Origin of the sequence: Rhizobium sp. BK491, assembly GCF_014194925.1 — a bacterium.
Taxonomy (GTDB): Bacteria; Pseudomonadota; Alphaproteobacteria; order Rhizobiales; family Rhizobiaceae; genus Rhizobium.
The window spans coordinates 728,818-748,789 of sequence record NZ_JACIAR010000003.1 but is presented as its reverse complement, the minus strand read 5'-3'; the positions used below and the strand labels follow the sequence as shown (position 1 = coordinate 748,789).

The following is a 19,972-nucleotide window of genomic DNA, read 5'->3' as shown; positions in this document are numbered from 1 at the left end:
CTCCATGACGATCGCCACGAAAATCGAGGAGGCGGGCTTCAAGCCCGCTTCACGCATCGCATCCATCGGCGTTTCCACCATTCTTCAAATCGGCGCGCGCGCCAGTGCGATGAAGCGGGAAGGCCTGCCCGTCATCATTCTCGGCGCCGGCGAACCGGATTTCGATACGCCCGACAACGTGAAGGAAGCGGCCAAGGCCGCCATCGATCGCGGCGAAACGAAATACACCGCACTCGACGGCACGCCGGAGCTGAAGAAGGCGATCGCCGGAAAATTCCAGCGCGAGAACGGCATCGACTACGCGCTCGACGAAATCACCGTGGCGACGGGTGCCAAGCAGATCCTGTTCAACGCCTTCATGGCCTCGATCAATCCGGGCGACGAAGTCATCATCCCGACGCCCTATTGGACCTCCTATTCCGATATCGTCGAAATCTGCGGCGGCGTGCCTGTTCTGATCCCCTGCGATGCCAAGGCCGGTTTTCGCCTGCAGGCTCATCAGCTCGAACAGGCCATTACCCCGAAGACGCGCTGGCTGTTGCTCAATTCGCCATCGAACCCATCGGGTGCCGCCTATTCCAAGGCCGATTATCTGCCGCTGATCGAGGCGCTGTTGCGCCATCCGCATGTCTGGCTGATGGTCGACGACATGTATGAGCATATCGTCTATGAGGGCTTTGAGTTCACCACGCCCGTCGCGATCGAGCCGAGCCTCAAAAGCCGGACGCTGACGGTCAACGGCGTTTCCAAGGCCTATGCCATGACCGGCTGGCGCATCGGCTATGCCGGCGGCCCCAAGGCTCTCATCAAGGCCATGGCCGTTATCCAGAGCCAGGCGACCTCCTGTCCCTCCTCGGTCAGCCAGGCCGCGGCCGTTGCTGCGCTCAACGGCCCGCAGGATTTTCTTGAGGGTCGCAAGGCAAGCTTCCAACGTCGGCGCGATCTGGTGGTTGGTCGGCTTAACGCCATTGAAGGCCTGGATTGCCTGGTGCCGGAAGGTGCCTTCTACACATTCTCGGGCTGTGCAGGCATACTCGGAACGACGACACCATCCGGAAAGATGATCGAGACGGATGCGGATTTCTGCGCCTATCTGCTAGATGAGGCCCATGTCGCCGTCGTGCCCGGCTCGGCATTCGGATTGTCGCCCTATTTCCGTATTTCCTACGCGACGTCGGAAGGTGATCTCATCGAAGCCCTTGATCGTATCGAGCGCGCCTGCGCGGCGCTCCGACGCTAGAACAGTGGCGGCAGACGCGCAAGACGGCTGCCCATCCGGAATTGCGTGAAAACAAAGAGATAGAGCATTTCCATAATTCCGTTTAAAAGCGGGAATGCTTCAATCACCGCGTAAAACGCCGGAAGTCTTCATATCATGATACCACGCCTCGTTTCGGCGAAAGACAGTTCGCAACATCAGATCGGCGCCTTCGAGCGCCGACTGGGCGCACTAGGCTTTCAAGGCGATGTTGAGACGGATGACGGCGCGCGGACGGTCGCCTCGACCGACAATTCCATCTATCAGGTCACGCCGACGGCAATCCTCTATCCACGCGGCGTCGAAGATCTGAAACTCGTCGCCAAGGCCATATCCGAGCCCGCCTTTTCCGATCTCGTCATCGCACCGCGCGGCGGCGGCACCGGAACGAACGGACAATCGTTGACCTCCGGCATTATCGTCGATTGCTCCAGGCATATGAACCGCATCCTGGAGATCGATCCGGTCCGAAAGATCGCCCGTGTCGAGGCCGGTGTCGTCAAGGATCAACTCAACAAGGCATTGAAGCCTTACGGCCTGTTCTTCGCGCCAGAGCTTTCCACCTCCAACCGCGCCACGATCGGCGGCATGATTTCCACCGATGCCTGCGGCCAGGGCTCGTGTCTCTACGGCAAGACCAGCAACCATGTTCTCGGCCTGCATGTGGTGCTCTCAGATGGCAGCGATTGGTGGTCGCGCCCGCTCGCCGAGACCGAGCTGAACGAGATCAAGGCGCGTGATGATCGGATCGGCGAAATTCACCGGGTGGTCGATGCGATAGCCACAGATAAAAGCGAGCTGATCGAAGCGACCTTCCCGAAACTCAACCGCTACATGACCGGCTATGATCTCGCCCATATCCGGCGAGAGGACGGCCGCTTCGATCTCAATGCGCTACTGTGCGGCTCGGAAGGCACGCTTGCTTTAATTGCCGAGGCCGAACTCAACGTGCTGCCGATACCGGCGCAATCGGCCCTCATCAACATCCGCTATGATGATTTCAACACGGCGCTCGAGGATGCAAGGCGGCTGGTGGCGCTGAAGGTCGCCTCGGTCGAAACGGTCGATGAGAAAGTGCTCGGCTTGGCGAAGGGTGACATCGTCTGGAGCGGCATCGCCCACTTCTTTCCGGAGGATGCGTCCGGCTCGGCCAACGGCATCAATATCGTCGAGGTGCTGGCCGACGATCGCGATGAGCTGGGGCGCAAGCTCGCAGATGTCACCACCGCGCTTGATGACCGCTCTTCAGCACGCCACAAGGGTTATACAATCGCACGCGAAAAGGCCGAGATCGAAGCAATCTGGTCGATGCGCAAGCGCGCGGTCGGCCTGCTCGGCAATGTCGAAGGACCGGTGCGCCCGGTGCCCTTCGTGGAGGACACTGCCGTTCCGCCCGAGCATCTGGCTGCCTATATAAGGGAATTCCGCGCCCTTCTTGATGCCGAAGGGCTGGATTACGGCATGTTCGGCCATGTCGATGCCGGGGTGCTGCATGTTCGCCCGGCGCTTGATCTTACCCGCGCCGACCACCAGTCGCTTGTCCGCAAGATCAGCGACGGCGTCGTTAGCCTCACCCGCAAATATGGCGGTGTGCTCTGGGGCGAGCATGGCAAGGGCGTTCGCTCGGAATATGTCCCTGAGTATTTTGGCGAGCTTTATCCCAGCCTGCAGGACATCAAGCGCGCATTCGACCCCGACGATCGCCTCAATCCCGGCAAGATCGCATCCGGCTCCTCCCGCCCGTTACTGAAGATCGACGAAGTATCACTGCGCGGTGACTTTGATCGCATTATCGGCAACGATATCCGCGCCGCCTTCGATAATGCCGCCTATTGTAACGGCAACGGGGCCTGTTTCGATTTCGATACCACGAGCCCAATGTGCCCCTCCTTCAAGGCGACGGGCGATCGGCGCTATTCGCCGAAGGGTCGCGCGGCAATGATGCGCGAATGGCTGCGCCTGCTTGCCGAGCGTAAGGTCGATCCGCGGCGGGAGGCGGACATGCTGCGCCGAGCCAACCCTATCGGGAACCTCCTGCGGCGGACGGTCAACTCGCTTAACCCGGCCAATCGGAACGATTTCTCTCATGAGGTGCGGGCGGCGATGGATACCTGCCTCGCCTGCAAGGCTTGTGCCGGCCAATGTCCGGTTAAGGTCAGCGTCCCGGCCTTCCGCTCGAAATTCCTGGAGCTCTATTACGGCCGATACCTCAGGCCCTTCAAGGACCCAATCGTTGCTGCCATCGAGACGACCCTGCCGCTAATGGCGCGCTTCAAACTAGGCTACAATCTGCTGACCGGATCGACCGCCGGCCAGGGCTTGATGCGGCTTGCCGGCCTCACCGCCCTTCCCGTCATGCCTGCAGTATCGCTGGAAAGGGAAGCCGCTCGTCTCGGCGTGCAGGTTGCTACTCCTGAACGGTTGAGAAAGCTCACCACAGAGGAGCGAGCCCAAGCGGTCGTCATTGTAGCCGATGTCTTCTCCACTTATTTCGATCCAGCCGTCGTCATCGCCGCGCTCAAGCTCGCCCTGAAGATAGGCTTCCAACCGTTGCTCGCTATGTCGCAGAACAACGGCAAGGCCCTGCATGTGCATGGCTATCTCGGCCGCTTCGAGAAGGCGGCCGCGAAATCGCGTGATTATCTCGATCGTATCTCGCAAATGGGCATTCCGCTTGTCGGCATCGATCCATCGATGACGCTGACCTATCGCAGCGAATATGCCGCCCTGCCCTCCGCCAAGCTGCGCGCGCCGGTGCTGCTGCTTCAGGAATGGCTTGCGGCCAATCTCGACCGAATACCAGCATCAGAGGCTGTGCCGCACGAACGCTTCACGCTGCTTGCCCACTGCACGGAGAGAACGAATGCGCCGGCTGCTCTCAAGCAATGGTCCGTGCTTTTCGGGAAATTGGGTATCAAGCTCGACATGCCCGATGTAGGCTGCTGCGGCATGGCCGGCACCTTCGGCCACGAGGTGCGCAATCGCGCCATTTCGGAAAAGCTCTACGCGATGAGCTGGCAGGACAAGATCGCCGAAAACGGCAATCAGACGATGGTTATGGCGACCGGCTTTTCCTGTCGTTCGCAAGTTGCCAAGATCGATAACCAGGCCATCCCGCATCCCGTTGAGATCCTCGAGCGTCTGACAAGGTAGCCTCCATAAAGTAATCTTTAAAGGCTAAAACACATGTGGCGCCCGAAGGCGCCACATGAAAAACATCAAGTAAATTAGCCGCTTAGACGGCTTCTTTCATGCTGATCTTCTCAAGGCTGTACACCTGCCCGAAGCGATTGGCCAAGAAATCGCCAAGATCGATTTCTTCTTGGCAAACAAAGCCCTTGGCGGGCAGCTTGCCTTGAGCCAGCAGATCGAGCACCGTGGTAATGCCGGCAGCCGTGGTGATCTGGATGGCGCTCATCTTCTTGCCCGCGACGATGCCTGCATATACCTTGTTGGCATAGGTTTCCTGCATGTAACGGCCCTCGCGCCAACCGCAGACGGTGACGAAAACGACGACCACGTCCTGCATGGTGGCCGGCAGCGCGTTCTCGAAGAGATCTTTCAGCACATCACGGCGGTTCTTGAGGTTGAGGTCGTTGAGCAGCGCCTTGATGATGGCCTGGTGGCCGGGATAGCGGATGGTGCGGTAGTTCATCGTGCGCACGCGGCCAGCCAAAGTCTTGGCAAGAGTTCCAAGACCGCCGGACGTGTTGAAGGCCTCGTAGGTGACGCCGTCGAGCGAGAATTCTTCGCGCTCTTCCATGGCCGGCACAGTCACGAGTTTGCCTTCGACGATCGCTTCGCAGGGCTCGATATACTCGTTGATGAGGCCGTCCGTGCTCCAGGTCAGATTGTAGTTCAGAGCGTTGGACGGATATTGCGGCAGCGCGCCGACACGCATGCGCACGCTGTCGAGGCTATCGAAACGTTTGGTGAGATCATTGGCGACGATCGAGATGAAGCCCGGCGCAAGTCCGCATTGCGGGATGAAGGCGGTATTTGCCCCCTGAGCCAGTTCTTCGACCTTCTTGGTCGTAGCCACATCTTCGGTGAGGTCGAGATAATGGACGCCAGCTTCAAGCGCCGCCTCCGCGACGAAGCCGGTGAGATGGAACGGTGCGGCCGACAAGACGGCGAACTTGCCCTTCAAAACGCCGACGAGCCCGGCGCGGTCGGCAATGTCGACGGCGGCAGTAGAAATTGCAGGGTGACGATCGATCTTGTCGAGCTGTTCCTGGCTGCGGTCGGCGACAACGACCTTGTAGTCGCCTGTTTCGGCCAGCATTAGAGCGATCGCCCCACCGATCTTGCCCGCGCCGATGACCACTATGTCTTTCATATGACTCCCCTGCATTTCATTGATAAGATTTTTATAAGTGTAGGTAGGAGTTGAACGATTCATAGCGACAAAAAACGCATTTCGTTGTACAAAACTATACAAACTGACGAATAGAATTTGCACAATGCAGGAGTCGCCATGCAGGTCACCGATAAGGACCGCGAACTGATCGCCTTGCTCGGCCAGAATGCCCGCATGCCTGTCGCGACTCTCGCTAAAAAGCTGTCGCTGTCGCGCACCACCGTCCAGGCGAGGCTTGAACGGCTGGAGCGGGAAGGTGTGATCTCAGGCTATGGCGTGCGGCTGTCCGAGACCTATCTTTCTGGTCTCATTCGGGCGCATGTGCTGATTACGATCGCGCCGAAGGCGCTGTCAGCCGTGACGGCATCGCTGAATGCTATCCCCGAGGTAACGACGCTTCATTCCGTCAGCGGCACCTTCGATCTGATCGCCATCATCGCAGCACCCTCGATCTCCGAGCTGGATCAGCTGATCGATGGTATCGGCACGATCGACGGCGTCGAGCGCACCCTGTCATCCATCATCCTTTCGACCCGAATCTCGCGTTGAAAATAGACGATCATAGGGTCGTTGCCGTTTCCATCTCGGGCGTGGTGGAGAGGACAGCCTCCTTCAAAGCCCGCGAATAGGGATGCTGCGGATTGTCGAGGACGGCTCGCGCACCGCCCTGCTCGACGATCTCGCCTTTCTTCATGATGATGATGCGATCGCTGATATAATAGGCGGTCGCCAGATCATGCGTGATGTAGATGATCGACAGCCCGAGCTCTTTCTTCAGCTGACCGAAGAGATTGACGATCGCCATTCTAAGCGAAGCATCGACCATCGAAACCGGCTCGTCGGCTACCAGCAAACGGGGCTGCGGTATCAGCGCGCGGGCAATGGCGGTGCGCTGCAGCTGGCCGCCCGAAAGCTCATGCGGAAACCGCCCCTTCACCTCGGCAAGTGTCAAGCCGATATGGGCAAGCGCCTCGTCTGCAATACGCTCGACATCGGCTCGGCTTGGCCTTGGGCCCATCGGCGCGAAATTCCTTGCCGTTTCAAAAAGATATCGATCAACCCTCTTGAGGGGGTTGAACGCTTCGAACGGATTCTGAAGGACCGGCTGGACCTCCCGCATGAAGGCGCGCCGCTCGGACCGTCCGTGAATAGCCACTGGTCTGCCGCGAAAATTCAGGCTGCCCGATGTCGGCGCCGTCTGGCCGAGGATCATCGATGCGATAGTGGATTTGCCCGAGCCCGACTCGCCGACGATGGAGAGGATTTCCGGCTCCTCTCCCAGGCTCAGACTGACATCGCGAACCGCCGTGATATGACGGCGGCTGAGCATGCCCCCTTGGCGATAGATCTTGCTGACATGCGAGAGTGAAAGAAGATCGCTCATCGCGCTCCTCCCGTCACCGCGAAGCAGGCGACGCGCCGATCCGGCTCGACGGTGACCATAGGCGGCACTTCGCGGCTGCAGATGTCCATGCGCTTCGGGCAGCGCGGATGAAAGCGGCATCCCTCCGGCGGCATGGCGAGATTGGGCGGCCTGCCCTCGAGCGAGGGGCGCGTGGAGGCATCCCCGATCCGCGGCAGGCTTGCGACCAGATGCTGCGTATAGGGATGGAGCGGCATGTGAAAGAGTTTTCGCGTCGGCGCTTCCTCGACCAGGCGCCCGGCATAGACGATGCCGATGCGATCGGAAACGGCGGCGTGCACGCCCATGTCGTGGGTCACGAACAGGAAGGACGACCCCATCTCGCGCTGTATCTCGCGGATCATCTGCAGCACGTCACGCTGGACGATGACATCGAGCGCCGTCGTCGGCTCATCGGCGATGATGAATTCGGGCGTCAGGATGGTGGCGAGCGCGATCGTCATGCGCTGCCGCATGCCGCCGGACAATTCATGCGGATAGGCATCGAGAAGATTCGCATCCAACTTCAGCCGCTGGAGATGGGTGCCAACGCGATCGAAGAAGGTGGCGCGATCGGCCTTCATGTGGCGGAAGGCAAAATCGGTGAAGGAGTGCCGGATACGGCGGACGGGATTGAGCACATTCATCGATCCCTGCATGATATAGGAAAGATGCCGCCAGCGAAGCGATGATCGCTGCTCCGCCGTCATGGCGTAAATGTCCTGGGTTCCATTGTTGAAATGGAATTTGACGGCACCGGAGACAACGCGAAGCGGCGGCCGGATCGCGCCCGCGATCGTCTTGATCAGCGTCGTCTTGCCGCTGCTCGATTCACCGGCAACGCCATAGATCTCGCCACGGCCGATCGACAGGCTGATATCGTCAACCGCCCGCACCTCGCGATCGACGCCATAAAGGAAGGCCCGGTAATAAGCCTTGAGGTTGTTGACCTCAACGACAGCCTCCATGGCTAGCCTCCCATCCGGTTTAAACGACTGCGGGGATCGTTGTATTCATTCATCGACATCGACAGCAGGAAGAGCGCCATGAACAGCACCACGATGGCGGCGACTGGCGCTGCAACCCACCACCATGTTCCGGCGATCAGCGCCGAATGCGCATTGGCCCAATAGATCATCATGCCCATGGTCGGCGTTTCGATATCGGTGAAACCGAGCACCGCAAGCGTGATCTCCATGCCGATCGACCAGATCATGTTGTTCATCGTCGTGGCAAAGACGATCGGCAGCACATAGGGCAGATGTTCCTCGACGAGGATCTTGCGCATGCTCATGCCGGAATAGACGCTCTGCGTGGTGAAAGGCCGCGTCTTCAGGCTGATCGCGACCGAGCGGATCAGGCGTGCGTCATAGGACCAGCCGAGCGAGGCCATAACAATGATGAGCACCGTCCAGGTCATTTCATCCTTGAGCACGAAGTAGAACAGGATCAGTAGCGGAAACTGCGGAATGACCATGATACTGTCATTGATCGCCATCAGTACGCGATCGACAGCGCCGCCGGCATAGCCAGCCACCAGTCCCACGACAAGCGAGATGATGCGCGAGAGGATGGCAACGCCGATGCCGAAATAGAGCGTGTTGCGGAGCGCTGTCGTAAGCTGCCAGAAAACATCCTGGCCGCGCGACGTCGTACCCAGCCAGTATTGCCCATCTGGCGGCATGTCGGGTGGCAGCAGATAAAGATCGGCTGGGCCATAGGGCGAGAAATAAGACAGGATCACCAGCCCGACGATGATGGCGAGCAACAGAAGACCGAAAAGGAATTCCATATTCTGGCGAGCAAGGTCGCGAACGATCGTTAGCATGGCCTACTCCACCTTGATGCGCGGGTCGATCAGCGGACCCAATATGTCGATGATGAATACGGCCGCCGCGACACCGACGATCGATAGCGCGCTGAGCCCCAGGACGAGGCTGTAGTCGCCGGCATGCACAGCCGAAATCAGGAGATTGCCGATACCGGGATAGCCGAAGACGATTTCAGTGATGACCGTGCCGTTGAAGACCGCGCCAAGCGACATGGCAAGGCCGGTAAACTGTGGCACCATGGCATTGCGGGCGATGTAGGAGCGCAGGATCTTGCGCTTCGGCACGCCGCCGAGCTCGGCGAAAACGACGTAATCCTCGGTGATGATATTGGAGACGAGCGCCCGCATGCCGATGAGCCAGCCGCCAGTCCCGACAAGGATCAGCGACAACGCCGGCAGGATGGAGTGGCGGAGAATATCGAGCACCAGCGTGACGGAGAGATTGAGGTTAGTGTTCATCTCATAGCCGCCATTGATCGGCAGGATCGGCCAGACATAGCCGAAGAGAATGATCAGCACGAAGGCGAGAATGTAATAGGGGATCGGCTGCATGGCGATGAAAACGAGGCTGACGGCCTTCAGCACCGCGCTCTTGCGATAATAGCCGGCGAGCGCGCCGATCATGTTGCCGAGAATGAAGGTCAGGATGACAGAAACAGTCATCAGACCGATCGTCCAAGGCAGCGCCCTCGCGATGATGGCGGAAACAGGCGTGGGAAAGGCCGAAAGCGACGGCCCGAGATCGCCGGTCGCAAGGCGCCCCCAGAAATGCAGGTATTGCTGCCAGATGGAGCCCTCGAGACCATAAAGCTCACGCAACGACTGACGCATCAGGTCGACGGCACGGGGATCGGATTGGCCCATCTGCTGGATGGTCCCGATGCTTTCCTCGACGGGATCGATCGGCGTCATGTGAGTGATGAAGAATGTTGCGGAAATGCCGAGGAAGACAACGAGCAGGAATTGGCCAAATCGTCTCAATACGAAAACTGGATAGGACGTCATGCCGCCGTCTTCCTCGCTGCTTGCGCTTCATCATCAATTCAAAAGATTCGCCGGACCTGCCTAGTGTCCGGCGAAAGGTGCCTGACGCGGCGGTTGCCGCATCAGGGTCGGGAGAAATCAGGGCTGTGCCGGCTTCAGCTTGACCATCATCAATCGGGAGTTCGCCCAATTGGGAACGGGGTCCGTATAGGGGTCGGCAATGGTCGGATAGCCTTTCCAGTAGGTCGTATCCATCGAGGTGAAGACGTTATAGGACATCAGCGGAATGGTCGGCATCTGCTGCGCGACCAGCTTCAGATAGTCCTTGCCAAGTTCGATGCCCTTCGGATCATCGGCGCTGACGCGGCGAATATTTTCGATGATCTTGTCGAGATCCGGATTGGACCAACGCTGCCAGTTGCGCGGTGCCTGGTTCTCACCCTTCTTGGCGACGAACTCCGAATGCCAGCTGTCAAGGAAGAAGGACAGATCGGGATCGCCGCCCCAGGTCTCGACGCTCCATGCAATCGCAACCTGGTAGTTGCCGGGCTGCAATCCCGCCTGCCAGACGCTGGTGGAAGGAGCAGCTTTGGAATCGATCCCGAAGGCTGCCCATTGCTGGGCGATCAGAGTGCCCGCACGGGTAAAGACGGAGCGAGTATCGCCTTCGACCGTCAAACGGATCTTGAACGGCTGCCCGTCAGGCGTCATCCATTTGCCGCCCACCTTCTTGAAGCCGGCCTTTTCCAATAGCTCAGCGGCGGCCTGCGGATCGGGCTTCCACCAGCCGTAACCGAAGGCAGCACTGATGGCGGCCGGATCGGTCGGGATCTGATCCTTGTATTTCGGCTGCTTGCGCAGGATATCGGCGATTTGCTGGCCGATCGTGGGATCGTAGGGCTTTATCTTGCGCTTGCCGGTGTCAACTTCGAAATTCTTCAGCCAATCCTGCATCGGCGCCTGATAATCCGTCATGGCGATTGCCGTCGGCGGAACGCCGAGCGCGGAAAGCGTGGCCGCGCCACGATAGCTCGCCATATCGACAGCTTTGATATCAATGAGCAGTGCCAAGGCCCAGCGCACATCGGCATTCTGGAACAGCGGATCCTGATTGTTGAAGATCACAGCCGGCAGCGTCGGATCCGGATGGGCGAACGGGAAGCCGGGGAACCAGCTGTCGACGGTCTTCGACTTTTCCTTCAGCGTGAACATGCCTTCCGGCGTGTTGTCGTGAATGATATCGAGATTGTGCTCGAGCTGCGCGATGGTGCGCTTATCCGGCGGACCGGGATCGACATAGGTGACATATTTCGGGGCCGGTTCTCCGAAACGGCCAAGCGAGGTGCGCTGCCAGTCGTCACGCTTCTCCCAGGTGTACCATTTGCCCTGCGGATCGAACGCCTTCAGCTTATAGGCGCCGAGCGAAACGGGATTGGCATTGTCATAGCGTACGGGATCAGCGACCTTTTCGAAGACATGCTTGGGCATGATCCAGGCGCCGTTCCAGCGAACGGTGAAGATGGCGTGGAAACGCGAGTTCGGCTTCTTCAACTTGAAGACGACCGTATAGGGATCCGGCGCCTCGACGCTTGCGACCTGAACCGAGAAGGCCGCGCTCCAGTTCATACCCGGATGATCCATCTGGGTCTTGACGGTGTAGACGACGTCATCGGCCGTGAATTCGACGCCGTCACTCCAATAAAGGCCCTTGCGCAGTTTCACCGTCATCTGCGTGAAATCGTCGTTATATTGCGGCTTGTCGGAAGCAAGTGAGTTGTCCCAGGCCGAGCCGCCCAGACCTTTCTCCGGATCGATGTACCAGAGCGTGTCCATGGTCAGCTGCTGGAGGCCGGTCGAAACGCCGCCGCCACCATTGACCCAGATGTTGAACCAGCCCGGATTCTTGATCGTTCCCTCAGGGTTTTCGACGATCAAGGTCTCCTTGCGGGGCAAAGAGGTATAGTCCTGAGCCTGGGCCGCCGCGATGAGGCCGAACGTGGCCAGCGCGACGCCGAAGGCAAGCTTCTTCCACTGCTTCATGATCTCCTCCCATTTTTATCGACTGCGCGGTACACTCAAGTGATGATGAGCAGGCCGCGATTTTCACCCCTTTTTCCCGGCCGACCGCTCAAAACAGCGCGCGGCGGTCCGGGCCTGCAACGGGTCGTCAGCCGCCTCCTCGCGACTGTTCGACCGCTTTTAGTGCCGGGCGTATCGCCCCCCGGCGACACGGCGTCAGACCGCCAGCCGGATCACCGTGTAGGACAGCGGCTTCAGCGTGGCACGAAGCCGGCCATCCTCGATCTTGGCATCGCCCGTATTGGTCGGGACGACCGCGTTCGGATGCGCTGCAGTGTTGGTTGCCTGCAAATCGTTGTTGACGATTTCATGCTGTTCGACGACACGGGCTCCGGCAAAGCCTTCGAGACGTGTATCTAGATCGAGCGCGCTGTCGGGATGACGGTTAACGACAAACAGCGTAACCATCTTTCCCATTTCGTCGTGAACGGCCGACACATCGAGATAAGGCACGTCATCGGCCTCGTCGCTGTCATAGGTCGGACCATCCGTGACGAGGCGCAACGCATAACCGCGGCCATATTTCGAGGCGAAATAGAGCGGGTAGTAGATCGTCTGCCGCCATGCCGGGCCGCCATCCTCCGTCATGATCGGTGCGATCACATTGACAAGCTGGGCGATGCAGGCAATGCGAACGCGATCGGAGCGGCGAATGAAGGTGTTGAGAATGCCGCCGACCTGCAGCACGTCCTCGAAATTATAGACATCCTCCAGCAGATGCGGCGCATCCGGCCATTCGTCACGGGCGAGAATCTCCTTGTCCTGCTGGTTTGAGTGATACCAGACGTTCCACTCGTCGAAGGAAATGCCGATCGTCTTCTTCGAGCGCTTCTTCGCCTTGATATAGTCAATGACACCGCCGATGGTGACGATATAGCGATCCAGCTTCTCGGCCTTTGCGAGATAGTTCAGCGTGTTCTTCTCGCGGTTGGCGAAATACATATGTAGCGAGATATGGTCGGCGCTGTCGTAGCACTGATCCAGAACCTGCGCTTCCCAATCGGGATAGGTCTTCATATCGGAATTGGACGAGCCGCAGACGACGAGTTCGAGCGATTTATCAAAGCCGCGCATGGCCTTGGCAGTCTCATCGGCCAGGCGTCCATATTCATAGGCGGACTTGTGACCCACCTGCCAGGGACCGTCCATTTCATTGCCCAGGCACCAGAGCTTCACCCCATGCGGATCGGCCCAGCCGTGCTTGCGCCGCAGATCCGACCAATAGGTGCCGCCCGGATGATTGCAATATTCAAGGAAGTTTCTCGCCGCATCCAGTCCGCGCGAGCCGAGGTTGACGGCAAGCATCGGTTTGGTATTGGCCTTCTTGCACCAATCGACGAATTCATTGACGCCGATCTGGTTGCTCTCCCGCGTCCGCCAGGCAAGATCGAGACGCACAGGGCGCTCGGACTGCGGCCCGACGCCATCTTCCCAATTATAGGCTGAAACGAAATTACCACCAGGATAGCGGCAGTAGGGCGAGTTGAGCTCGCGCACAAGCTCAATCACATCCTTGCGAAATCCATGCTCATCGGCGGTTGGATGGCCCGGCTCGTAGATGCCGCCATAAATCGCCCGCCCCAGATGCTCCAGAAAAGAGCTGTAAAGCCGATCATCGATGTCGGCAATTCGGAAATCACGGTGGACGATCACATGCGCCTTCACGGCCTTCCTCCCATATATATCAGATATTTCGTTCTTATACCTTGATCTTGATACACTTTTGGAAGGTCGTCAACGCATTCAAGACGGAAAATATCGCTAAAGCTATGGTAGCGACACTCACGAGATAACAAAATAACTTTTAAATTCATAGACTTATGAAAAATATGACTTGTCGGCATTTGGCTCCGACGCGATATTATGTATCATAAATTACGATACTATTGAGCCAAATCGATGCGCATAAGGATATCGCGGCCATAGTTGCCGAAACCGCGGCCGAAAATATTGATGCCACCGGTGTTGCGCGCATCGTCGGCAATCCCGATCCGCAGGCGGATCGACGAATGCTGACTGATGGCAAGATCATCGATCGTCACATCGGAAGAGGCAACGCCGTCGATGAAGGTGCCCTTCTTGGAGATTCGCCAGGTCTTGAGCTTGCCGTATTGAGAGCCTTCGAGCTTCCACCAGCTTGGCGTAAAAGCCCCGCGCTTATCGCCATAATCGCCCGGAGACGTCCATGTGCCAACGGCGACGCCGTTGATCCACACAGTGATGTCGGACGGCCAGTCCGGATTGGTGCCAGGCACTTCGGACGAGAGCTCCATCGAGAATTCGATGGCATTGACGTTCCTGTTCAATATCTTGGCATTGTTCGGGAATTTATATTCGACATGGCCACGCCCGAACCAGAGAAGACCTGCCTGCATGCGCTGCGGATCAAGGAAATAGTCGGGAACATCAAGCAGGCCAATGACGCCCTCGGTCGAGCACAGGCCACAAGGCGCATGCGTCTCGCAGCTCGTGTAGAGACCGATCGGCATGGCGACTTCGATCACGTCCTCATCATGCTTGAAGGCCTGATCCTCGAAGCTCAGCAGGATCTCATCGTAAAGCGCGGTACAGATCTTCTGGTAACCCTTGCGCGCCTTTGCAGCCTTGGTCTCGACAAGACCGGCCTCCTCCAGGATCATGATACCAGTCGCGACGGTCGATTGCGGCAGATCAAGCTCCCGGGCGATCTCGTTGACATTCAGCGAGCCCCTTGCGCAGAGCAGCTTCAACATATCGACACGTGCCGGCGCCGATAACGCCCGGAAAACCGCAGCGTTCTCACCCGCATAAATTGTCAGAAAGCCGCGCTGCATAAAATCCTGAATTCCCCATCAATAGATTTCATTATATCAGGATTTTTGATTTCACAAGAGATATTACTCGAGATGCTCCGGCCTAGCGCCTTCTCCACGCAATGAGAAGACGCCAGCCAGCTCGCGGGCTATACAACTTGGCGGGACGGAATCCTAGATCGCCGCTCAGCCTCCACTTTTACCGGCATGTCTCTATCCGCTTCAAGGCAGCGGTAATGCCTGACAGCGAGTAGGAATAACTCGTCTCGGTGCCTCGCTTAGAGGTTGCCTGCAGTTGCAACTGCGCACCGCCTTTCATGGCGTTGACCATGGTCGGCTCCTGCGATTCGTTTTTTACCCAGCCGTGCCGGTCTTTCGTAAACATCGGGAATGTCTTGTCGCCGACCGTCGCCGTCATCTGAGCACCGTCTTTCAGGTCATAGCCCATCGCGGCCTCCGGAACCAATTTATCGCCGGGAGACAGACGCGAGACGATGAAGAAATTGTCGCCATGGTCGACACTGGCGGGCTGCTGCGCAACCGGCCTCGATAGAACATAGCAATTCACATTGTCGCCGGACTTATAAGAATATGCGCCCCAATGATCGAATTGATCGATACGGACAGGCACTTCCGCATGCGCGATACCGGCGCCGAATGCGACGAAGACCAGAGCGGGGGCGAAATTTCTTGCAAACATGGTTTCCTGCCATTTCTTGTTTCAAGGACATTGAAAGCGAGAGACGCACTCACACGCACGGCAGTTTCGGTGCGGTGCGTTATCTGATTGTTAATGTCTTCGTTAAAATTTGTTCATGTTAGGAAACACGCAGGAAACCATATATGGGAAGAACACAACCCCGTCGGCATTGACGATCAGTTCACAGATTGCGCTGTTCCATCCGCTGCATCCATGCACATATAGCCGCCTGAACCTACGGCCTTTGCAAGCCACGCCATGAAGACGCAAGCGAGCGGCAGCTTTGACGTGCCGGTTTCTGCATGGACATGCGTGATGCAAAATCGGGCCGTGCTAACCGGATATAGTAGTAGGACTGTACCATGAAGAAGATCGGTTTCCTTTCATTCGGCCACTGGACGCCCTCGCCCCAGTCGCAAACCCGTTCAGCTGCCGACACGCTGCTGCAATCGATCGACCTTGCCGTCGCGGCCGAACAGCTGGGTGCGGACGGCGCCTATTTCCGAGTGCATCATTTCGCACGTCAGCTTGCCTCACCCTTCCCACTGCTGGCAGCTGTTGGCGCCAAGACCAGCCGCATCGAAACCGGCACTGCCGTCATCGACATGCGCTATGAAAATCCTTTCTACATGGCCGAGGATGCCGGCGCTGCCGATCTTATCGCCGGCGGCCGGCTGCAGCTCGGCATTAGCCGCGGCTCGCCCGAACAGGTGATCGACGGGTGGCGCCACTTCGGCTATGCCCCAATGGAGGGCGAAAGCGATGCCGATATGGGCCGCAGGCATACGGAAGTGCTGCTCGATCTGCTGCGCGGCGAAGGCTTCGCACAGCCCAACCCGCGGCCAATGTTCCCCAACCCGCCAGGTCTGTTGCGCTTGGAACCCTATTCCGAGGGCCTGCGCGAGCGGATCTGGTGGGGTGCCGGCTCCAATGCCACGGCCGTATGGGCCGCGAAGCTCGGCATGAACCTGCAGAGCTCGACGCTGAAGGATGATGAAAGCGGCCTACCCTTCCACGTCCAGCAGGCCGATCAGATCAGGCTCTATCGCGAGGCCTGGAAAGAAGCCGGGCACAAACGCGAGCCGCGAGTTTCGGTTAGCCGCAGCATCTTCGCGCTGGTTAACGATCTCGACCGCGCCTATTTCGGCCAGAGCGGCAAGGATGCTGACAAGATCGGCTTCATCGATGAAAAGACACGCGCCATTTTCGGCCGCAGCTATGCCGCAGAACCGGATGTGCTGATCGAGGAGTTGGCAAAGGACGAAGCCATCGCCGCGGCCGACACCCTGCTGCTGACGGTGCCGAACCAGCTTGGGGTCGACTACAACGCCCATGTCATCGAGAGCATCCTGACGCAGGTCGCACCGGCATTGGGGTGGCGCTAGGAGGGTTCTGAAACAGGACGAGACAAAACTGACCGCCCGCGAAGCTCACCTTCGCGGGCGGTCGTTTCAGATTTTACCACGTGAAGGGCGCATGCTTGGCGGATCAAGCCAAAGCGTAGTGACGCCGCAGCCTATGAAGTGCTGCCAATACCAGCAGCGCCATGACAGCGGAGAACGCCACAAGCGGCCATGCGCTATCGCCATCCAGCACGGCGACCGCCAACGTTCCGACGACACTTACAATCAGACTCTGAATACAGAAATAGAACGCCACAGCCGAGCCGGCGATATCGCCGAATTCCGCCAGAGCGCCGTTCGCCGTAACCGATCCCGCAAAGACGATGCCGACCGCCATGATCCACATCGGCAGCACGAAGCTTGCGAAGGACGGCACTCCGTAGAGTTGGCCAAGCGCAAGAGCTGCCGCACCGATAAGAAGCAGTCCCATGCCCCGCGCAACACAGCCTGCGACACCCCATCTTTCGACAAACCATCCGGCGAAGCGTGCCGCCGCAATCATCACGACGGCAACCGTTGCAAAGGCAATGCTGAAACCGAGCTGGGAGTAGCCGGCCCTGCCGATCAGCACGCGCGGTGCGGTCGAGAAGAACACGAAGAATGCGCCCATGCCCGCGCTGAAGGCGAGAGTATAAGTCCAGAACGACCGGCTTTTGAAGATCGGCCATATGGAACGGCGCGGGCCGATAGAGCCTTGAGGCCTCGTTTCATGCCACTTCGCCATGGCTTGAAAAGTCGCAGCCAGCGCCAAAAGCGCAAGCAATATGAAAATAGCACGCCAGCCGAACTGATCGGCAATCATGGCGCCGGCTATGGGGCCGAGTGCGGGCACGAAGGAGAGTATCGATCCGAATGTGGCATAGATAATGGCCTGCTCCGGACGATTGCCGTAGACATCCCGCAGGGTCGCGAAGGTCGCGACCAAGGCTGCCGACGCGCCTATGGCCTGCAGCAGGCGGCATAGCACGAAGACAGGCGCACCCCATGACAGGGCCGCTCCGAGAGAGGCGACGGCAAACAGAAGCGCGCCGCAAAGCAGGACTGGGCGGCGGCCGAGACGATCCGAAAGCGGGCCGAACACCACCTGCCCGAGACCGAGCATAATCATATAGAGGCTAAGCGTCAGCTGGATCACCGCAGGCGTCGTGTTAAAGATGCCAGGCATCGACGGCACGACGGGAAGGTAGATATCCATGGCCAGCGAGGCGAGGATGTCGAAAGGCGCCATCAGCAGCAGTGCCGCCGGCAGCGAGTAAGCCCAGGACGGGCGTATGTCAGACATGAAAAAATTCCGCTCGAAAGAGAGTTCGGGCGGCGCCTGCCACTGGTATCAACGGGAATGAGTTCGACAGCACGCCGCAACAACAAAAAGCTGTTGCGGCTTATCTATCTGCTGACTTGGAATTGCCCATGCCTATGGCCTCGTGGCGAGATACGTGATGGCCACAGCGTTTAGCAGATGACATCGAACCGAGCAATATGTTGCGACGGGCATGGTCGCAGCCACCACATTCAATGCTGTCGGCCGCGCATTGAAAATGAGGTGAAAATCTAATGATTTTTTAACCATGATCGTGCCCTAACTACTTGTAATTTCTTTCTTGGAGCAGATTATGGTGCGCGCATCAAAAATGGACAAGTTGGACGACCGGCTCGACTTTGTTGGACTGGGACAGGATGCCAGGCAGGCTCTGGCAGAGCTGCAGCCGACTATCGAATCCGCCGTCAAAGGCTCTCTCGACACCTTTTACGAGAAGATCACCAAACATCCGGCGATGTCGAAATTCTTTTCGTCGCAACAGCATGTACACCACGCCAAATCCAAGCAGCAGGACCATTGGAAGACGATCGCGTCAGGCAAATACGGACCCGATTATGTCGAAGCGGTCTCGGCGGTGGGCAGGACCCATGCCCGCCTCGGCCTCGAGCCGCGCTGGTATATTGGCGGCTACGCCTTGATCCTCGAAGGGATGGTGCGATCGATCGTCGCACAGCAGCTCAATGGTTTCATGCAGCGCAAGCATGAACAAGCCCTCTCACGGCGGCTGTCGGCGATCGTCAAGGCCGCCCTCGTCGACATGGATTACGGCATTTCGGTTTACCTGCAGGTGCTCGCCGATGAGCGCGACCGCGCGGAATCCGAGCGGGCTGCTGCCCAGCGCGAGCAGGAACGCGCGCTTAACGCACTCGGCATAGCGCTGAACGGTCTTGCAAACGGCGACCTCACGGCTGATATCACAGAAGCCCTTTCGGCCGAATTCGAGGTCTTGAAGAGCAACTATAACGAGTCGCTCGCATCCCTCGGCACTGCAATGCAGCGCATCGAAGATTCAGTGACACGCGTTCGCGACGAAGCCGGTTCGATCTCGTCCGCCGCTGACAACATGGCAAGGCGCACGGAACAGCAAGCCTCTGCCCTTGAAGAAAGTGCCGCTGCGATCGACCAGATCACCACGATTTCCGAACAGACCGCTGAGCGGACGCGCGAGGTTCAGGCAATCGTCAAGGAATCCGCCTCGGAGGCGGAACGCTCGCGCGAGGTCGTGCAGCAGGCCGTCTCCGCCATGGGCGATATCGAAACCTCGTCGCGCAAGATGACAGATATTATCTCCGTCATCGATGACATCGCCTTCCAGACCAACCTTCTGGCTTTGAACGCCGGCGTCGAGGCGGCGAGAGCGGGCGAACAGGGCAAGGGCTTCGCCGTCGTCGCCCAGGAAGTCCGCGAATTGGCGCAGCGTTCGGCGACCGCCGCAAAGGAAATCAAGGATCTCATCGACAGATCATCCAACGATGTGCGTCGCGGCGTGGAGCTCGTCAACCGGACCGGAGAGGCGCTGGCGCTCATCGGTAATCAGGTCGCTTCCATCGACCGGAATGTCGGTGCAATCGCCCGTTCGGCGCAGGAACAGGCCGTCGGCATCAGCGAGATCAATTCCGCCGTTCGCAACATGGATCAGATGACCCAGCAGAATGTTGCGCTAATGGAAGAGACGAATGCCTCGACGCGACACCTCGCCGATATCAGCAACGAGCTCGCCGGTCTGGTCGGACGATTCAAGACCGTGCGTTCGGGAACGCGGACCGGGGCCGTCAGGCTGAAACTCGCAAGCTGAAACAGTTGCCGCACACCGCAATCATCCGCATTCCAATTGCCACTTAT

General features: G+C 58.6%; 15 protein-coding genes. 5 read left to right on the top strand and 10 right to left on the bottom strand.

Annotated elements, in window-relative coordinates; translation table 11 throughout:
- The first annotated feature begins 4 nt into the window (after positions 1-4).
- Together FHX05_RS17890 and FHX05_RS17885 are read left to right on the top strand one after the other, a co-directional pair.
- The gene (locus tag FHX05_RS17890; RefSeq protein WP_183873395.1) at positions 5-1,240 is read left to right on the top strand and encodes a pyridoxal phosphate-dependent aminotransferase; all 1,236 of its coding nucleotides are present in this window, start codon (positions 5-7) and stop codon (positions 1,238-1,240) included.
- A 135-nt stretch (positions 1,241-1,375) separates the two neighbouring features.
- Positions 1,376-4,411 (top strand): FAD-binding and (Fe-S)-binding domain-containing protein, encoded by a 3,036-nt coding sequence (locus FHX05_RS17885; RefSeq protein ID WP_183873393.1) that lies wholly within the window; start codon positions 1,376-1,378, stop codon positions 4,409-4,411.
- An 82-nt stretch (positions 4,412-4,493) separates the two neighbouring features.
- Here FHX05_RS17885 and FHX05_RS17880 read toward each other — a convergent pair whose 3' ends face one another.
- Positions 4,494-5,597 carry a saccharopine dehydrogenase family protein gene (locus FHX05_RS17880; protein WP_183873391.1) on the bottom strand — a complete coding sequence of 368 codons (1,104 nt, stop codon included), beginning with the start codon at positions 5,595-5,597 and terminating at the stop codon, positions 4,494-4,496.
- 138 nt (positions 5,598-5,735) lie between these two features.
- On the opposite strand from FHX05_RS17880, the gene FHX05_RS17875 reads away from it, so the two are divergent.
- The gene (locus FHX05_RS17875; protein WP_112337254.1) at positions 5,736-6,167 is read left to right on the top strand and encodes an Lrp/AsnC family transcriptional regulator; all 432 of its coding nucleotides are present in this window, start codon (positions 5,736-5,738) and stop codon (positions 6,165-6,167) included.
- Positions 6,168-6,177: 10 nt separating this feature from the next.
- Here the strand turns inward: FHX05_RS17875 and FHX05_RS17870 are convergent, their stop codons facing one another.
- The 8 genes from FHX05_RS17870 to FHX05_RS17835 all read right to left on the bottom strand — a co-directional run bounded on the left by FHX05_RS17870 (position 6,178) and on the right by FHX05_RS17835 (position 15,406).
- A complete protein-coding gene (locus tag FHX05_RS17870; RefSeq protein WP_183873389.1) occupies positions 6,178-7,002 on the bottom strand; it encodes an ABC transporter ATP-binding protein in 825 nt (274 codons plus the stop codon).
- Positions 6,999-7,988, bottom strand: coding sequence for an ABC transporter ATP-binding protein (locus FHX05_RS17865; protein WP_183873387.1), 990 nt, complete (start codon positions 7,986-7,988; stop codon positions 6,999-7,001). Before FHX05_RS17865 ends, FHX05_RS17870 begins: the two co-directional genes overlap by 4 nt.
- A 2-nt stretch (positions 7,989-7,990) precedes the next feature.
- Complete coding sequence (locus FHX05_RS17860) at positions 7,991-8,848, bottom strand: ABC transporter permease (protein ID WP_015342901.1); 858 nt, start codon at positions 8,846-8,848, stop codon at positions 7,991-7,993.
- Between the two features lie 3 nt (positions 8,849-8,851).
- The gene (locus tag FHX05_RS17855) at positions 8,852-9,856 is read right to left on the bottom strand and encodes an ABC transporter permease (protein WP_112603801.1); all 1,005 of its coding nucleotides are present in this window, start codon (positions 9,854-9,856) and stop codon (positions 8,852-8,854) included.
- Positions 9,857-9,973: 117 nt separating this feature from the next.
- A complete protein-coding gene (locus FHX05_RS17850) occupies positions 9,974-11,875 on the bottom strand; it encodes an ABC transporter substrate-binding protein (RefSeq protein ID WP_112603803.1) in 1,902 nt (633 codons plus the stop codon).
- Positions 11,876-12,070: 195 nt separating this feature from the next.
- Positions 12,071-13,579: an alpha-N-arabinofuranosidase gene (locus FHX05_RS17845; RefSeq protein WP_183873385.1), complete on the bottom strand. Its 1,509-nt coding sequence runs from the start codon at positions 13,577-13,579 to the stop codon at positions 12,071-12,073.
- Positions 13,580-13,797: 218 nt separating this feature from the next.
- Entirely contained in the window at positions 13,798-14,727 is a 930-nt protein-coding gene (locus tag FHX05_RS17840) for an ArsR family transcriptional regulator (protein ID WP_095436627.1), read from the bottom strand.
- Positions 14,728-14,905: 178 nt separating this feature from the next.
- The gene (locus tag FHX05_RS17835) at positions 14,906-15,406 is read right to left on the bottom strand and encodes an invasion associated locus B family protein (RefSeq protein ID WP_183873383.1); all 501 of its coding nucleotides are present in this window, start codon (positions 15,404-15,406) and stop codon (positions 14,906-14,908) included.
- A gap of 362 nt (positions 15,407-15,768) precedes the next feature.
- On the opposite strand from FHX05_RS17835, the gene FHX05_RS17830 reads away from it, so the two are divergent.
- Entirely contained in the window at positions 15,769-16,791 is a 1,023-nt protein-coding gene (locus FHX05_RS17830) for an LLM class flavin-dependent oxidoreductase (RefSeq protein WP_183873380.1), read from the top strand.
- A 103-nt stretch (positions 16,792-16,894) separates the two neighbouring features.
- Here the strand turns inward: FHX05_RS17830 and cml are convergent, their stop codons facing one another.
- Positions 16,895-18,091 carry a CmlA/FloR family chloramphenicol efflux MFS transporter gene (cml, locus tag FHX05_RS17825; RefSeq protein ID WP_183873378.1) on the bottom strand — a complete coding sequence of 399 codons (1,197 nt, stop codon included), beginning with the start codon at positions 18,089-18,091 and terminating at the stop codon, positions 16,895-16,897.
- 331 nt (positions 18,092-18,422) lie between these two features.
- Between cml and FHX05_RS17820 the strand changes: the two genes are divergently transcribed.
- The gene (locus FHX05_RS17820; protein WP_183873376.1) at positions 18,423-19,925 is read left to right on the top strand and encodes a globin-coupled sensor protein; all 1,503 of its coding nucleotides are present in this window, start codon (positions 18,423-18,425) and stop codon (positions 19,923-19,925) included.
- The last annotated feature ends 47 nt before the right edge of the window (positions 19,926-19,972 follow it).

Bases quoted from the DNA above. Each gene is read 5' to 3' on its own strand.
- cml (WP_183873378.1), bottom strand. From the start codon at position 18,091: ATGTCTGACATACGCCCGTCCTGGGCTTACTCGCTGCCGGCGGCACTG.
- FHX05_RS17890 (WP_183873395.1), top strand. From the start codon at position 5: ATGACGATCGCCACGAAAATCGAGGAGGCGGGCTTCAAGCCCGCTTCA.
- FHX05_RS17870 (WP_183873389.1), bottom strand. From the start codon at position 7,002: ATGAGCGATCTTCTTTCACTCTCGCATGTCAGCAAGATCTATCGCCAA.
- FHX05_RS17835 (WP_183873383.1), bottom strand. From the start codon at position 15,406: ATGTTTGCAAGAAATTTCGCCCCCGCTCTGGTCTTCGTCGCATTCGGC.
- FHX05_RS17855 (WP_112603801.1), bottom strand. From the start codon at position 9,856: ATGACGTCCTATCCAGTTTTCGTATTGAGACGATTTGGCCAATTCCTG.
- FHX05_RS17840 (WP_095436627.1), bottom strand. From the start codon at position 14,727: ATGCAGCGCGGCTTTCTGACAATTTATGCGGGTGAGAACGCTGCGGTT.
- FHX05_RS17830 (WP_183873380.1), top strand. From the start codon at position 15,769: ATGAAGAAGATCGGTTTCCTTTCATTCGGCCACTGGACGCCCTCGCCC.
- FHX05_RS17860 (WP_015342901.1), bottom strand. From the start codon at position 8,848: ATGCTAACGATCGTTCGCGACCTTGCTCGCCAGAATATGGAATTCCTT.
- FHX05_RS17820 (WP_183873376.1), top strand. From the start codon at position 18,423: ATGGTGCGCGCATCAAAAATGGACAAGTTGGACGACCGGCTCGACTTT.
- FHX05_RS17885 (WP_183873393.1), top strand. From the start codon at position 1,376: ATGATACCACGCCTCGTTTCGGCGAAAGACAGTTCGCAACATCAGATC.
- FHX05_RS17865 (WP_183873387.1), bottom strand. From the start codon at position 7,988: ATGGAGGCTGTCGTTGAGGTCAACAACCTCAAGGCTTATTACCGGGCC.
- FHX05_RS17850 (WP_112603803.1), bottom strand. From the start codon at position 11,875: ATGAAGCAGTGGAAGAAGCTTGCCTTCGGCGTCGCGCTGGCCACGTTC.
- FHX05_RS17880 (WP_183873391.1), bottom strand. From the start codon at position 5,597: ATGAAAGACATAGTGGTCATCGGCGCGGGCAAGATCGGTGGGGCGATC.
- FHX05_RS17875 (WP_112337254.1), top strand. From the start codon at position 5,736: ATGCAGGTCACCGATAAGGACCGCGAACTGATCGCCTTGCTCGGCCAG.